The organism is Streptomyces sp. XH2, from assembly GCF_049725035.1.
Classification (GTDB): Bacteria; Actinomycetota; Actinomycetes; order Streptomycetales; family Streptomycetaceae; genus Streptomyces; species Streptomyces roseoverticillatus.
This window is the reverse complement of sequence record NZ_JBMMMZ010000015.1, coordinates 123,685-137,484: the sequence shown is the minus strand read 5'-3', so window position 1 is coordinate 137,484 and position 13,800 is coordinate 123,685. Positions and strand designations below refer to the sequence as shown.

Sequence of the window (13,800 nt, the reverse complement as noted above, 5' to 3'; positions counted from 1 at the left end):
CGAGGGTCGCGATGGTCAGATCTCGAAGTTCTCGTCGAACGTGTCGCGACGGTCCCACTCCTCCTGCTCCTTGCGGATCAGTTCCTGGCGGGCCTTGTCGTTGGCGTTCTGTTCGGCCTTCTTGCCGGATTGTGCGGCCTTTCCGGCCTGTTGCTGCTTGAGCTGCTCGGCCTTGCTCTTGGCCTTGTCTCCCTTGGCCATGAGGCTCAGCCCCCTCAGGTGCGGTCGTCGAGCTCGTCGCGCAGGTCGTCGAAGGACTGCTGACGGCCCTCCTGCCGACCTTGCTGCCGGCGCTCCTTGAGCTTGTCCTGTTCCTGCCGGCCCCTCTGCTGGGCCTGCTCCTTGGCCTGCCGGGCCTTCTCCTGGGCCTGCCGCGCCTTGTCCTGCATCTCGTCCTTGATGCCCATGCTGTCCACTCTCCTCACCGAGGGGATTCGGGGTAGTTCGCCCCAGAACAGCCTTACACGCACCCCCAGGGGCCGCACATCGGATGACTACGCTGCGCTACACCCCCGTGCGCTCCTTCTCGTCCGCCGCCCCGCCCGCGCCCACCAGCCCCGCGCGCATGCCCGCGAGCCTCGGCTCGTACCGCCGCATCTCGCGCTCCGCGCCGAGGGCGAGCAGGCCGGGCAGCCAGCCGCGGGCGCCCTGCATCAGCCGCAGCCAGCCCTGCCCGTACACGTGCGCCGCGCGCCGCTCGATGCCGTCGACCAGGCGGTCGGCGGCCGGGCCGAGCGGGTAGGTGCGGTTGGCCGGCCACGGGAGGCGCTGCCGCAGCTCGCGCATCACCTCGTACTCGTCGGCGCCGCGCACCATGTCCGTGTCGGTCCAGCTCAGGTAGGCGACGCCGACCCGGACGCCTTTGTGGGCGACCTCGCCGCGCAGGCAGTGCGCGTACGCCTCGACGCCGGCCTTCGACGCGCAGTAGGCGCTCATCAGCGGCGCCGGGGCCATCGCGGCGAGCGAGGCCACCTGCAGCAGGTAGCCGCGGCTCTCGGCGAGGACGGGCAGGAAGGCGCGGCCCGTGACGGCGCTGCCGACGAGGTTGACGTCCACGACGCGGCGCCAGCTCCCGGGGTCGGAGCCGGCGAACGGGCCGCCCGCGGCGACGCCGGCGTTGGCCACGACGATGTCGGCCTTGCCGAAGCGGGCCTTGACCTCGCGGGCGACCTGCGTCATGACCTCGTGGTCGGTGACGTCCGCGTGCCAGTGCGCGGCGTCCTCGTGCAGCGAGGCCGCGACCCGGGCCAGCTCGTCCGGCTCCAGGCCCACCAGCGCGACGCGCGCGCCGCGCGCCGACAGCTTGCGGGCCAGCTGCTCGCCCACGCCGCGGGCGGCGCCGGTGACGACGGCGACCTGGCCTTCGAGGCTCACCCGGCTCATCGCGCGGCCTCCGTCCCGGCGGCCCCGGCGGCCGCGGTCACCGCCGTACGAGGTGCGCGCGGTGGCCGCAGCACCTGGTACTCGGAGAGGTTCACCTGGCGGGTGGCCCTGCGGAACTCGGCGGTGGTGCCGGGCCAGACGACGGTGTTGCGGCCGTTCGCGTCCAGGTACCAGCTGTTGCAGCCGGTGTTCCAGACCGTGCGTTCCATGCGGCGCTGGAGGTGCCGGTTCCAGGCGTTGACCGCGGAGGGGCGGGCGTCCAGGGCCGCCCTGCCGCCGAGGGTGTCCAGCTGCCGCATGAAGTCGGCCAGGTAGTTCAGCTGGGACTCGATGATCAGGATCATCGAGCTGTTGCCCAGGCCGGTGTTGGGCCCGATGACGGTGAGGAAGTTGGGGAAGCCGGCGGCACTGGTGCCGCGCAGGGCCGCCATGCCGTCCTTCCACGCCTCGGCGAGCGTCACGCCGCCGGCGCCGGTGACCCGCTCGGCGATCGGCATGTCCGTGACCCGGAAGCCCGTCCCGAAGACGATGGCGTCGGCCTCGGCCTCCGTGCCGTCGGCGGCGACGAGCGTCGATCCCCGCACTTCGGCCAGCTCCGAGGCCACCAGGTCCACGTTCGGGCGGGCGAGCGCCGGATAGTAGTCGCTGGAGAGCAGGATGCGCTTGCAGCCGATGCGGTAGTCCGGCGTCAGCCGGGCCCGCAGGGCCGGGTCCGCGACGGCCTTGCGCAGGTGGGCCAGCGCCAGCTTCTCCACCACGCGCATCCGCTCCGGGTGCTTGGTGAAGTTGCTGACCTGCAGCTCCCGGATGCCCCACAGGACGCCGCGGCGCAGCGCCGCCGTCGCGGGCAGCCGGGTGTGCAGCCAGCGCTCGGCGGCCGAGACGGGGCGGTCGAAGCGGGGCAGCACCCACGGCGGGGTGCGCTGGAAGAGGGTGACGCGGCCCGCCTCGGGCTGGATGCCCGGCACGATCTGGATCGCGGAGGCGCCCGTGCCGATCACGGCGACGCGCTTGCCGCGCAGCTCGAAGTCGTGGTCCCAGCGGGCGGAGTGGAAGACCTTGCCGGGGAAGGAGTCCAGGCCGGGAATCTCCGGGACGCGCGGGTCCGCGAGGGGGCCGGTGGCGGAGACGACGACGTCGGCGGTGTAGTCGCCCCCGGCCGTGGTGACCTCCCAGCGCAGCTCCTCCTCGTCCCAGCGCAGCTGCTGCGCCTCGGAGTCGAAGCGCAGGTGGGGGCGGAGCCCGAAGGTGTCGGTGACGTGCTCCATGTACGCGCGGATGTGCGCCTGGCCGGAAAAGCTGCGCGGCCAGGCGGGGTTGGGGGCGAAGGAGAAGGAGTAGAGGTGGGACGGCACGTCGCAGGCGCAGCCGGGGTAGGTGTTGTCGCGCCAGGTGCCGCCGACGGAGCCGGCGCGCTCCAGGACCACGAAGTCGGTGATCCCTTCGCGGCGCAGCCGGATCGCCGCCCCCAGCCCGCCGAAGCCGGACCCGATCACCGCAACCCGTACGTGCTGACGCCTCTGCTCGGCCATGCCGCAGCCTCCCGGATTCGACACAACTGCGCCAGCAATCACTGGCACGATGGGGAGCGTAGGGCAGAGCCGGGCCGAGCGATAGGGGTACAGGGAAAGGAAGTTACCGCCGGTCGCACGTACGCTTACGCTTCGCGCGTGACCACGGACGAGGGGGACGCGATGGGCGACGAAGGGGGCCGCGGGGCGGCGCGGCGTGCCGGCTCAGCCGGGGCCGCACGGCGCACCGGTTCGGCCGGGGAACGCCGGGCGCCGGGGACGGCCGGCGAGGCCGCGGCGGGGGCCGGCAGGCCGGAACGCCGCGGGGCGGCGAGGCCGGCCGAGCCCGCCGCGCACGAGAGCCGCGCCGCGGAACCGGCGGACGCCGCCGCACGGCAGCACCGCACCGAGGAGCCGCCCGCAGGAGCCGTGAGGCAACAGCGCGCCCCGGAGCCGCCCGAAGCCGCCGCGAGGCAACAGCAACACCACACCGAGGAACCGGCCGAGCTGGCCGCACGGCAACCCCGCACCGAGGAACCGGCCGAGCCCGCCGCACGGCAGTACCGCGCCGCCGAGCTCGCCGACGCCGCCGGCATCACCCCCCGTACGCTGCGCTTCTACCGCGAGCGCAAGCTGCTGCCGCCGCCGCGCCGCGAGGGCCGCATCGCCTGGTACGGGCCGCAACACCTGGCCCGGCTGCAGACGATCGCCGCGCTCCTGGAGCGCGGGCACACCCTCGGCGGCATCGCCGAGCTGATCAGCGCCTTCGAGTGCGGGCGGGACGTGGGCGAACTGCTGGGGCTGGCGGGGGCGGCGGTCGCCGTCCCGTGGCAGGAGGAGGCCGCCGTCCGCCTCACCCCGGCCGAGCTGGCCGACCGCTTCGCGGGCGAGATCACCCCGGAGAACCTCACCGCCTCGCTCGACATGGGCTACCTCGGCGTCGACGGCGACGAGATCGTGCACGTCAGCCGCCGCCTCCTGGACGCCTCGACCGCACTCGTGCGGCACGGCGTCCCGCTGGCCGCGGTCCTCGCCGCGGGCCGCGAGGTGCGGGCCCACGCGGACGCCCTCGCCGGGACGTTCACCGAGCTCATCCGCACCCACGTGCTCGCCGGGCTGCGGCCGGGCGAGCCCGCCACCGCCACCGCCCTCGCCGAGCTGCGGAGCATCGCCAAGACGGTCATGGACGCGGAGATCACCATGGCCCTGGACCGGCGCGTGCGCACCGAGCCGGCTGTGTGGCTCGGTGCGCACGGCGCCGCCGACGAACCGGGACCCGCCAGACCCGGCTGACGGCGGCGGGGACGCACGGGCGCGCCATGCCGCGACCACGCCCGTACGCCGGCCGGTCAGGCCAACTGTGCTTCCACGAAGCAGAATTGAAGCAGCCCGCCGCCCGCTGGCGGGCGGGAAGCCGGAGTCCGCGCACGCAAACGGGCGTGATTGCGCCGAAAGCCGGAGCCCGGGCGGGAACCGGGGCCGAAGCCGTGGCCGGGGCCCGGCCTCAGCCGAAGACGCCGGTCACCGGCGCGTGGTCCGACCACCGCAGGTCGTGCGAGGCCGCCCGCTCCACCGTCGCCTTCAGCGCCCGCTCCGCCAGCCCCGGCGTCGCGACCAGGTAGTCGATGCGCCAGCCCGAGTCGTTGTCGAAGGCCCGCCCGCGGTACGACCACCACGAGTACGGCCCGTCGACGCCCGGGTGCAGCGCCCGGACCACGTCCACGTACTCGCCGAAGACCTTGCCGAGCCACTCGCGCTCCTCGGGCAGGAAGCCCGCGCTCTTGCGGTTGGCCTTCCAGTTCTTCAGGTCGGCCTCGGTGTGCGCGATGTTCCAGTCGCCGCAGACCAGGACCTCGCGCCCCTCGGCCGCCGCGCGCGCCTTGAGCCCGACCAGGTACGGCAGGAACTCCGCCATGAAGCGTTCCTTCTCGTCCTGCCGCTCCGTGCCGACCTCACCGGAGGGCAGGTAGAGGCTGGCGACCGTCACGCCCGGGAAGTCGGCCTCCACGTAGCGGCCGCTGCCGTCGAACTCGGCCGAGCCGAAGCCGATGCGCACGGCCTCCGGCTCGCGGCGCGAGTAGAGCGAGACGCCCGCGCGCCCCTTGGCCGCCGCCGGGGCGTGGACCGTGAACCAGCCCTCCGGCTCGCGCACCTCGTCGGGCAGCTGGTGCGGCTCGGCCCGGACCTCCTGAAGGCAGACGACGTCCGCCCCGGTCCGCGCCAGCCACTCCACGAAGCCCTTCTTGGAGGCCGCACGGAGTCCATTCACATTCACGCTCGTAACGGTCAGCATTCCGGCACGATACCGACTTCCGTACGATGCCTTGAATGCAGATCTTGCCGGTCGCATACGACCATCCCGACGCGGTGAAGCTCCAGGACCGGGTCCAACTGGAGTACGCGGAACGGTACGGAGACGGTGATCTCACCCCGCTGGAGCCGGCCCAGTTCGCCCCGCCGTGTGGCCTGTATCTCATCGCCTACGAGCCCGGCGGCGCGCCCGTCGCCACCGGCGGCTGGCGCGCCCGCGACGCGGCGGGCGGCGAGGGCCACGCGGACGGCGACGCCGAGCTGAAGCGGATGTACGTGATACCGGAGGCGCGCGGGCGCGGGCTCGCGCGGCGGATCCTCGCGGAGCTGGAGGAGGACGCCCGGGCGGCGGGCCGGACGCGGATGGTCCTGGAGACGGGCACGAAGCAGCCGGAGGCGATCGCGCTGTACGTGTCGAGCGGGTACGCGCCGGTGCCGGAGGCGGGGAAGTTCGGCATGTACCGGGCGTACGAGAGCAGCCGCTGCTTCACGAAATCGCTGTAACGGGCCGGGCCCGGTCCGGCACCGCCGGACTCCACCACCGTGGCCGAGCGCCGTCGCGGCGGTGGCAGCCGGCTCCGCCACAGACGAAAGCCGCGGGCAGCCCGGCAGATCGCGCTCGCCGCAACGGCGGCACGCCACCACGGCGAGGGTCCGGCGGCATGCCCGGCCGGCGCGTGCGTTCCCCTGCCCCCCCCGGCAGGGATCAGTGCTCGGCGATCGCCGCCTCCACCTCGTGGCGGATGTCGTCCGTCCGGTAGCGCGTGGCCTCCCCGTACGCCTCCAGGATCGCGTCGGCCTCCTCCGGCCCGTCCTCGACGATCTCCACGGCCAGGACCGTGCTGCCCGGCGGGACCTCCGCCGCGAGCATCTCCAGGGCGGCGTTCGCGGCCGTGGCCTCGCGCGCGTCGCGCACGCCGCCCATGAGGCCGCCCGCCCCGAATCCGATCATGACGCCGAGCGGGCCGCCGAGGATGCCCAGCAGGCCGCCGAGCAGGCCGCCGACGGCGAAGGCGCGGCCCGTGCCGGAGTTGTCCACGGCGTCGGGGAAGTCGAGGGTGCCGTCGTCGGCGCGGGAGATCACCGCTCCTTCGCGGAGCTTGAGGCGGCCCGCGGCGTGCGCCTCGCGCAGGGCGTCCAGGGCCCGGTGGCCCTTCTCGGGCGAGGGGACGTTCAGGAAGAGGACGTTGTCGTCTTTCATGGCTTCCACTGTTGGGGCAGTCGGCCCGCCCCGCACCTCAGGAAGGACCGGGGCCGCCGTCCGCCACCGGGTCCGGCGCCGGGTCTCCCTCCCGTACCGACGCGCTCAGGTCCAGCGTCGCCTGCGCGCCCCCGCCGTCCGGGTTGGCGAAGGTCAGAGCCGCCCCGAGGACCCGCGCCTGGCCCGCGGCGATCGTCAGGCCCAGGCCGAGGCCGGAGCGCGAGCCCGTGCGGAAGCGCTGGGGGCCGCGGGTCAGCAGCTCGGGCGGGAAGCCGGGGCCGCCGTCGCGGACCCGGACGGCGCCGCCGTCGACCTCCACGGTCACGGGCGCGCCGCCGTGCCGGAAGGCGTTGGTGACGAGGTTGGCGAGGATCCGCTCGACGCGGCGGCCGTCGGTCTCGACCAGGCAGTCGCGCGCGACCCGCACCTCGGCGGCGTCCTTGCCGTCCACCTCGGCCGCGCGGACCGCGCGCCGGGTCAGCTCGCCGAGCGTCCGCAGCTCGGTGTCGGCCCGTTCGGCGGTGCCGTCCAGCCGGGCGACCTCCAGGACGTCCTCCATGAGCGCCCGGACGCGCTCCGCCCGCTCCCGGACCATTTCGGCGGGCCGCCCGGGCGGCAGCACCTCGGCCGCGGCGACCAGGCCGGCCACGGGCGTGCGCAGCTCGTGGGCGATGTTGGAGGTGACCTCGCGCTCGGCCTGGAGGCGGGCGGCCAGCGCGTCGGCCATGGTGTTGACGGCGACGGTCAGGCGGGCGATCTCGTCCTGCCCGCCGCGCGGCCGGAGGCGGGCGCTGAGGTCGCCGTCGGCGATGCGCTCGGCCGTCCGGGCGGAGGCGTTGAGGCGGCGCCCGGCGACGGTCGCGAGGCCCACGCCGACGATGCCGGCGAAGGCGGTGCCGAGGCCGCCCGCCCACCACAGGGCCTCGTCGAGCTTGTCGAGGTTGGCGGCCTGCCGGGAGTAGGGGTGTTTGACGACGATCGTGTCGCGGCCGAGGCGGCTGCCGGCCCACAGCATCGGTACGGGGCCGCTGCGGTCGAGGTAGGTGGCGCGCTTGCCCTGCCCGACGGCCTTCCGCAGCGGCCCGGGTATGCGCTCGGGGTTGATGAGCGTGCGCGGCCGGTCGACGCCCGCGGCGTGGTCCTCGACGGCCGTGGCGAGCCGGCTCTCCAGGGACTCCCGCGCGGTCTCCAGCTGGCTGGTGGCGGTGCGGTGGTGCACGACGAGGCCCATGATGACGGCGACCAGGGCGGCGGTGGCGGTGATCGCCACGCCGATCTTCGTGCGCAGTCCCATGGCTTCCAGCTCCTCGGCGGCTAACGCGGGGGGACGGGGAGCCGCAGGTCGCGCAGCTCGTGGGCGAGCGAGCCGGGCAGGCCCTCGGGGTCGACGGTGGCGCGGGTGTAGTAGGCGGTGCCCTCGTCGTCGCCGTTGCCGTCGGCGGCGCGGCGGACGAGGCCGCCGAGGGTGACCTTGGCGGCGTACGGCCGGTCCGGGGCGCAGGCGGGGCGGCACCAGGTGCCCCGCACGCTGCCGTACGCCTCGGCCGTCGGGCCGCCCCAGGACTGCCAGCGCAGCTCGGAGAGGGCGGCCCCGGGAGAGAGGGTGAGGGCGGCGGGGCGGCGCACCGGCGGCTTGTCCGCGGCCTCCGCGACATAGACGGCCCCCGTACCGGGCGAGGGGCTGAGGGCCGGCCCGGAGACCTCCAGGCCGCCGGGGTCGGCGCAGCCGGTCAGCAGGGCGCCCATGGCGAGCAGGCCCGCGGCGAGGGCCACGGCGCCGGGCGCTGCGGTGAGCGGTCGCACGCGGTTCCTCGGGTCGGGCCGGCGGGGCCGGCGGCTGACCGGAGCGGTGGCACTTAGCAGGCCGGGCCGATCCGATGGGGCCATTCGTGCCAAATGTAACCGGCGTGGCTGGTTCGACGCCCGCGCCCTTGCGGCGTGGCGCTCATCAGCTCGTAGGATCGCCGCGCCTAATGCGCGTAATGCGCCCCAGTGGTCCGGTCCGTTCACTCCTGTCTCAGGAGCTTCGCACTCGTCACGGTGGAGGTCACTCATGCACATGGCCCGTCGCAAACTCCTGGGCGCCCTCGCGGGGGCGGCGGCTCTGGGGACGGTGCCCGGCGTGGCCGCCGCGGCCGGGCCGGGAAGCGCCGGGGGGCCGGGCGGTCCCGGCGGGGACTCCGGCTCCCCGGACGCCGAGGCCGTGGCCTCCGCCGGGGCCGAGAGCTCCGCGGCGGGGCTCCCCGGCGCGGAGGACGCCGCCGCGCCGGGAGCCGCCGGAGCGGCCGCGGCGGCCCTCGCCCGGCTGCTGCCCGCCCACCACCGGCAGGTCGCCTTCCGCACGGTGCCGCGCAAGGGCGGGGCGGACGCCTTCCGGGTGTCCGGGCGGGAGGGCGCGCTGGAGGTGTCGGGCACGACGCCCGCCGTGCAGCTCACGGGCTTCCACTGGTACCTCAGACACGTCGCCCACGCCCACTTCTCCTGGAACGGGGCGCAGACCGCGGCCCTGCCCGCGCGCCTCCCCGGCGTCCGTACCCCCGTCGTCAGGACGGCGAACGTACCCCACCGGTTCGTGCTCAACGACACGAGCGACGGCTACACCGGCCCCTACAACGGGTGGGACTACTGGCAGCGCGAAATCGATGTGCTGGCGCTGCACGGCTTCAACGAGGTGCTCGTCTACGCGGGCGCGGACGCGGTCTACCACCGCACGTTCCGCGAGCACGGCTACGGCGACGCCGAGCTGCGCGCGTGGCTGCCGGGCCCGGCCCACCAGCCGTGGTGGCTGCTGCAGAACATGGAGGGCTACGGCGGGCCGCTCTCGGCCGGGCTGCTGGAGCGGCGGACCGCCCTGGCGAAGAAGATCGTCGGCCGGCTGCGGGAGCTGGGCATGACGCCCGTCCTCCCCGGCTACTACGGCACCGTGCCGCCCGGCTTCGCACAGCGCAACCCCGGCGCCCGCACCGTCCCGCAGGGCACGTGGGGCGGCTTCCGCCGGCCCGACTGGCTCGACCCGCGCACCGCGCACTTCCGGCGCGTCGCGGCGACCTTCTACCGGGTCCAGAAGGAGCTCTACGGCGCCACGTCCATGTACAAGATGGACCTGCTGCACGAGGGCGGCAAACCCGGCGACGTGCCCGTCGCCGACGCCGCCCGCGCCGTCGAGAAGGCCCTGCGCGCCGCCCGCCCCCGCGCCACCTGGGCGATCCTCGGCTGGCAGGAGAACCCGCGCCGCGCGATCCTCGACGCCGTCGACCGGAGCCGGATGCTCGTCCTGGACGGCGTCCCCGACCACTACCCCAAGGTCACCGACCGCGAGGACGACTGGGGCGGCACCCCGTACGCCTTCGGCTCCATCTGGAACTTCGGCGGGCACACGGCCATGGGCGCCAACACCCGCGACTGGGCGAGGCTCTACGAGGACTGGCGCACCAAACCCGGCAGCGCGCTCAAGGGCATCGCCCTGATGCCCGAGGCCGCCGACAACAACCCCGCCGCGCTCGCCCTCTTCAGCGACCTGGCCTGGACCGACGGCCGGATCGACCTGGAGGACTGGTTCGCGCGGTGGCCCCGCTACCGCTACGGCGCCGCCGACCCGCACGCCGTCCGCGCCTGGGACGTCCTGCGCCGCACCGCCTACGGCACGACCCGCGAGGACGGCTGGAGCGAGGCCGCCGACGGCCTCTTCGGCGCCCGCCCCGACCTGGCCGTCACCCACGCCGCCACCTGGTCACCGCGGCAACTGCGCTACGACGCGGACGCCTTCGACAAAGCCCTGCCCGAACTCCTCGCGGTCGCCCCCGCCCTGCGCGGCAGCTCCGCCTACCGCTACGACCTCCTGGACGTGACGCGCCAGTCGATCGCCAACCGCAGCCGCACCCTCCTGCCCCGGATCAAGGCGGCCTACGAGGCGGGCGACCGGGCCCGCCTGAGCGACCTGACCCGCCAGTGGCTCGACTGGATGGCCCTCCTCGAAGAGACGGTCGCCACCGACGAACGCCACCTCCTCAGCCGCTGGACGGCCGCCGCCCGCGCCTGGGGCTCCTCCGAGGCCGAACGCGACCGCCTCGAACAGGACGCCCTCACCCTCCTCACCACCTGGGGCCCCCGCCCCTCCGCCGACGCCGGCAAGCTCCACGACTACGCCAACCGCGAGTGGTCGGGCCTGGTCGGCGGCCTCTACCGCAAGCGCTGGACGGCGTACTTCAAGGAACTGGACGCCTCCCTCACGACCCGCCGCAAGCCGAAGGCCATCGACTGGTACGCCCTGGAGGAGGACTGGCTCCGCCACCGCCCGGCCCTGCGGACGAAGCCGGCGGGTGACGTGGTGAAGGTGGCCCGGCGCGTCGCCCGCAAACTCTGACGCAGCCCGGCCGCGCAACGGCGGCGCCCGCAGGGGCACATGACCCGCAAGGGCATAAAAAAGATCCCGTCCGATCTATCAGATCGGACGGGATCCCTTGCTGTGGACCTGAGGGGATTCGAACCCCTGACCCCCTCGATGCGAACGAGGTGCGCTACCGGACTGCGCCACAGGCCCTTGCAACGAGTGAAACTCTAGCAGCTCCATCCGGGTGCCCGGTAATCCGCTCCCCGCTGGTCAGGCGGCCGGGCCGGTGAAGTGACGCGGGTCACTCGTTGGCGGCGCGGGGGCGGTCGTCGTCGGCGTACTGGTCGAAGAGGGGCGTGCGGCCGCCCTCGCGGGGGCGGCGGCGGCCCCGGGAGGGGCGGCGCTCCTCCGCGGCGGCGCGGGCGCGGTCCGCGGCCGGGTCGGCGGTGCTGGAGCGGGCGGAGCTCCAGGTGTCGGGCGCGCCCAGGTCGGTGTCGTCGCCGGCGCGCGGGGCGACCGGTGCGGTGACGTAGGTGGGCAGGGGGACGGGGACCGGGTCCCAGCCCTCGGCCGCGCCGCGGTCGCGCTGCTGGTCGACCCACTCCGCGTGGTCCGTCTGCTCCACGAGGGCGCGGCGGCCCGCGGCGGGCGACGGCTCGACCGTGTGGTCGGCGGCGGGCGCCGGGTGGGCGACGGTGTCAACGGGGTCGGCGGCGGCGTGGGGGTCCGCCGCCTGGCGAGGGCGGACGCGGCCCTCGCGCAGGCGCTGGGCGGCCAGTTCGGCGCGGCGCTGGTCCATGGTGAAGGCGAAGCGCCGCCGCTCCTGGATCCGCAGGTAGACGATGTACGCGCTGAGCAGCACCGCCGGGACGGCCGGCACCCACAGGAACGCCAGGCCGCCGACACCGGCGACGACCGCACCCAGGGTGAAGGCCAGGAAGAGCACGACCGTCGTGCGGCGCCGGCGCGCGAGGACCTTGGTGCGCCGGGCGCGTGCGGCGGCGGCCGCCGGGGTCGCGGAGGACCCGGCGCGCTCCCCCGCCGCCCCCTGGACGCCCGGGGCGCCCGCGGGCGGGCCCGCGGAGGCCGGTGCTTCCGCCGGGGGCGCACCGCCTCCTCCGGGCATGCCGAAGGGCCGGACGTCGACCATTTCGGTCGGCGCTTCCGGCTCGGGCGCACGGGCCGCCGGCTCCCCGGGCTCGCCTGAGACCGGCGCGTCGTCGGCGGCGCGCACTTCCAGGTCCTTGGCGTAACGGCGCTCCATCCCCGCCCGCCCGGACAAGAGCCGGATGGCGGTGCTGAAGCGTTCCGTCGGACGGGCTTCATTGAGCTCGTCCTGCCTACGGAGCCACATCGGCACCAAGTAGGCGGCCCAGGCCCCGACGATGACTGCGTAGATGAGGCCGCTGCTGCTCACACTTCACACCGTAGAGGGGTACGCGCAGGGGATTCCGCCAATTGGCCCGGTGTGTCGCACGATCCGGCTGATATCTCGAACTTTTTTTGTGATTGTTGGGACCGAGTCGACTCGAATACCGTCAATTGACGGTCACTTTCGAATATTTATTCTATTTCCGGGGTGTGCCGGGGCGGGACCGGTGCCAGCGCTGCAGGAGCCCCTCCGGGACCTCCTCGGCCGTCAGCGCGTAGACCAGGTGGTCGCGCCAGGCGCCGTCGATGTGGAGGTAGCGGGGCCGCAGCCCCTCCTCGCGGAAGCCCAGCTTCTCCACCACGCGGCGGCTGGGGAGGTTCTCCGGCCGGATGCACACCTCCACGCGGTGCAGGCCGACGGCGCGGAAGCAGTGGTCCACGGCGAGCGCGACCGCGGTCGGCATCACGCCGCGGCCGGCGACGGCCTCGTCCACCCAGTAGCCGACGTGGGCCGAGCACATCGAGCCCCATGTGATCCCCGCCACGGTCAGCTGGCCCGCCAGGCGGCCCTGGTACTCGATGACGAACGGCAGCATGCGCCCCGCGTGCGCCTCGGCCCGCAGGTGCCGCACCATCTGCCGGTACGTGGGCCGGTGCGTGACCGGACCGCCCGGCGGGGGCGGCGGGATCGTGGCCTCCCAGGGCCGCAGCCAGTCGCGGTTGCGCCGGTTGACCTCGCGCCACTGGTGCTGGTCGCGCATCCGGATGGGGCGCAGGACGACGTCCCCGTCCGCCGGCTCGGCCGGCCAGCCGGCGTTCAGTGCGGGCCCCCGGCTCTCGGGTGGTCGCCCCCGCGGACCTGCTCCACGGCGTGGACCAGCAGCCGGCCCAGCACGGCGAGGCCGTCGCGGACGCCGCCCGTCGATCCGGGCAGGTTCACGATCAGCGTGCGGCCGGCCAGCCCGGCCAGGCCGCGGGAGAGCGCGGCCGTGGGCACCTTCGCCAGGCCCTCGGCGCGGACGGCCTCGGCGATGCCGGGGACCTCGCGGTCGAGGAGGGGGCGGGTCGCCTCGGGCGTGCGGTCGGTCGGGGAGAGGCCGGTGCCGCCGGTGGTGACGATCACGTCGTAGGCGGCGGCCACCCCGTCCCGGAGGGCCGCCGCCACGGGCTCCCCGTCGGGGACGACGACGGGGCCGTCCACGGCGAAGCCGAGGGCCTCCAGCCCGGCGGCGAGGAGAGGCCCGCCCTTGTCGGGGTAGACGCCCGCGGCGGCGCGGTTGGAGGCGGTGACGACCAGGGCCCTCATGGCCTGCGCCTGAGCCTGAGCCTGAGCCTGAGCCTGAGCCTGCTCCGGGGCGCTCATGACCGGCTCCAGTCGCCCGACTTCCCGCCCGTCTTCTCCTCCACCCTGATGTCCGTGATCACCGCGCCCTTGTCGACGGCCTTCACCATGTCGACCACCGTCAGGGCGGCCGCGCTCACCGCGGTCATCGCCTCCATCTCCACGCCCGTGCGGTCCGTCGTCCGCACCGTGGCGGTGATCTCCACGGCGTCGTCGGCGACCCACAGGTCGACCTTCACACCCGAGAGCGCCAGGGGGTGGCAGAGCGGGATCAGGTCGGGGGTGCGCTTGGCGGCCATGATGCCGGCGATGCGGGCGGTGGCGAGGGCGTCGCCCTTGGGGACGCCCTCGC

15 protein-coding genes and 1 tRNA gene are annotated in these 13,800 nt (G+C 74.8%); 3 read left to right on the top strand and 13 right to left on the bottom strand.

Going from position 1 to position 13,800, the window contains the following annotated elements:
• Window positions 1–15: 15 nt before the first annotated feature.
• The 4 genes from ACOTKD_RS29450 to ACOTKD_RS29435 form a co-directional block, all read right to left on the bottom strand.
• On the bottom strand, window positions 16–201 hold the full coding sequence (locus ACOTKD_RS29450; protein ID WP_424892023.1) for a hypothetical protein: 186 nt from the start codon (window positions 199–201) through the stop codon (window positions 16–18).
• Window positions 202–215: 14 nt separating this feature from the next.
• Window positions 216–407 (bottom strand): hypothetical protein, encoded by a 192-nt coding sequence (locus tag ACOTKD_RS29445; RefSeq protein ID WP_424892022.1) that lies wholly within the window; start codon window positions 405–407, stop codon window positions 216–218.
• A gap of 97 nt (window positions 408–504) precedes the next feature.
• A complete protein-coding gene (locus ACOTKD_RS29440; protein ID WP_424892021.1) occupies window positions 505–1,383 on the bottom strand; it encodes an SDR family oxidoreductase in 879 nt (292 codons plus the stop codon).
• Window positions 1,380–2,915, bottom strand: a complete 1,536-nt coding sequence (locus tag ACOTKD_RS29435) for a flavin-containing monooxygenase (protein WP_424892020.1) — start codon at window positions 2,913–2,915, stop codon at window positions 1,380–1,382. Before ACOTKD_RS29435 ends, ACOTKD_RS29440 begins: the two co-directional genes overlap by 4 nt.
• A gap of 486 nt (window positions 2,916–3,401) precedes the next feature.
• Here ACOTKD_RS29435 and ACOTKD_RS29430 point away from each other — a divergent pair, with 486 nt between their 5' ends.
• A complete protein-coding gene (locus ACOTKD_RS29430) occupies window positions 3,402–4,187 on the top strand; it encodes a MerR family transcriptional regulator (protein ID WP_424892157.1) in 786 nt (261 codons plus the stop codon).
• Window positions 4,188–4,398: 211 nt separating this feature from the next.
• Here the strand turns inward: ACOTKD_RS29430 and ACOTKD_RS29425 are convergent, their stop codons facing one another.
• Window positions 4,399–5,187, bottom strand: a complete 789-nt coding sequence (locus tag ACOTKD_RS29425; RefSeq protein WP_424892019.1) for an exodeoxyribonuclease III — start codon at window positions 5,185–5,187, stop codon at window positions 4,399–4,401.
• Between the two features lie 35 nt (window positions 5,188–5,222).
• Here ACOTKD_RS29425 and ACOTKD_RS29420 point away from each other — a divergent pair, with 35 nt between their 5' ends.
• Window positions 5,223–5,708 (top strand): GNAT family N-acetyltransferase, encoded by a 486-nt coding sequence (locus tag ACOTKD_RS29420; RefSeq protein WP_424892018.1) that lies wholly within the window; start codon window positions 5,223–5,225, stop codon window positions 5,706–5,708.
• Between the two features lie 202 nt (window positions 5,709–5,910).
• Here the strand turns inward: ACOTKD_RS29420 and ACOTKD_RS29415 are convergent, their stop codons facing one another.
• The 3 genes from ACOTKD_RS29415 to ACOTKD_RS29405 are packed head-to-tail and all read right to left on the bottom strand — an operon-like array spanning window position 5,911 to window position 8,208.
• On the bottom strand, window positions 5,911–6,405 hold the full coding sequence (locus tag ACOTKD_RS29415; protein ID WP_424892017.1) for a hypothetical protein: 495 nt from the start codon (window positions 6,403–6,405) through the stop codon (window positions 5,911–5,913).
• A gap of 37 nt (window positions 6,406–6,442) precedes the next feature.
• Entirely contained in the window at window positions 6,443–7,699 is a 1,257-nt protein-coding gene (locus ACOTKD_RS29410) for an ATP-binding protein (RefSeq protein ID WP_424892016.1), read from the bottom strand.
• Between the two features lie 20 nt (window positions 7,700–7,719).
• Window positions 7,720–8,208, bottom strand: a complete 489-nt coding sequence (locus ACOTKD_RS29405) for a hypothetical protein (RefSeq protein WP_424892015.1) — start codon at window positions 8,206–8,208, stop codon at window positions 7,720–7,722.
• Between the two features lie 250 nt (window positions 8,209–8,458).
• Here ACOTKD_RS29405 and ACOTKD_RS29400 point away from each other — a divergent pair, with 250 nt between their 5' ends.
• Window positions 8,459–10,768, top strand: a complete 2,310-nt coding sequence (locus tag ACOTKD_RS29400) for an alpha-N-acetylglucosaminidase (RefSeq protein ID WP_424892014.1) — start codon at window positions 8,459–8,461, stop codon at window positions 10,766–10,768.
• Between the two features lie 103 nt (window positions 10,769–10,871).
• Here the strand turns inward: ACOTKD_RS29400 and ACOTKD_RS29395 are convergent.
• The 5 genes from ACOTKD_RS29395 to moaC all read right to left on the bottom strand — a co-directional run.
• Window positions 10,872–10,945 (bottom strand) — tRNA-Ala (locus ACOTKD_RS29395).
• A gap of 91 nt (window positions 10,946–11,036) precedes the next feature.
• Window positions 11,037–12,152, bottom strand: a complete 1,116-nt coding sequence (gene glpR / locus ACOTKD_RS29390; RefSeq protein ID WP_424892013.1) for a gephyrin-like molybdotransferase receptor GlpR — start codon at window positions 12,150–12,152, stop codon at window positions 11,037–11,039.
• A 151-nt stretch (window positions 12,153–12,303) separates the two neighbouring features.
• A complete protein-coding gene (locus ACOTKD_RS29385; RefSeq protein WP_424892012.1) occupies window positions 12,304–12,867 on the bottom strand; it encodes a GNAT family N-acetyltransferase in 564 nt (187 codons plus the stop codon).
• A gap of 56 nt (window positions 12,868–12,923) precedes the next feature.
• Entirely contained in the window at window positions 12,924–13,469 is a 546-nt protein-coding gene (locus ACOTKD_RS29380; protein ID WP_424892011.1) for a MogA/MoaB family molybdenum cofactor biosynthesis protein, read from the bottom strand.
• Window positions 13,466–13,800: cyclic pyranopterin monophosphate synthase MoaC (gene moaC, locus ACOTKD_RS29375; RefSeq protein ID WP_424892010.1), on the bottom strand; the 335-nt coding region annotated here is incomplete at its 5' end. The genes moaC and ACOTKD_RS29380, both read right to left, overlap by 4 nt.

Coding starts and splice junctions, on each gene's coding strand:
- ACOTKD_RS29385 (WP_424892012.1), bottom strand. CDS start 12,867: ATGCGCGACCAGCACCAGTGGCGCGAGGTCAACCGGCGCAACCGCGAC.
- ACOTKD_RS29440 (WP_424892021.1), bottom strand. CDS start 1,383: ATGAGCCGGGTGAGCCTCGAAGGCCAGGTCGCCGTCGTCACCGGCGCC.
- ACOTKD_RS29450 (WP_424892023.1), bottom strand. CDS start 201: ATGGCCAAGGGAGACAAGGCCAAGAGCAAGGCCGAGCAGCTCAAGCAG.
- ACOTKD_RS29445 (WP_424892022.1), bottom strand. CDS start 407: ATGGGCATCAAGGACGAGATGCAGGACAAGGCGCGGCAGGCCCAGGAG.
- ACOTKD_RS29380 (WP_424892011.1), bottom strand. CDS start 13,469: ATGAGCGCCCCGGAGCAGGCTCAGGCTCAGGCTCAGGCTCAGGCTCAG.
- ACOTKD_RS29400 (WP_424892014.1), top strand. CDS start 8,459: ATGCACATGGCCCGTCGCAAACTCCTGGGCGCCCTCGCGGGGGCGGCG.
- ACOTKD_RS29420 (WP_424892018.1), top strand. CDS start 5,223: ATGCAGATCTTGCCGGTCGCATACGACCATCCCGACGCGGTGAAGCTC.
- ACOTKD_RS29435 (WP_424892020.1), bottom strand. CDS start 2,915: ATGGCCGAGCAGAGGCGTCAGCACGTACGGGTTGCGGTGATCGGGTCC.
- ACOTKD_RS29410 (WP_424892016.1), bottom strand. CDS start 7,699: ATGGGACTGCGCACGAAGATCGGCGTGGCGATCACCGCCACCGCCGCC.
- ACOTKD_RS29415 (WP_424892017.1), bottom strand. CDS start 6,405: ATGAAAGACGACAACGTCCTCTTCCTGAACGTCCCCTCGCCCGAGAAG.
- ACOTKD_RS29425 (WP_424892019.1), bottom strand. CDS start 5,187: ATGCTGACCGTTACGAGCGTGAATGTGAATGGACTCCGTGCGGCCTCC.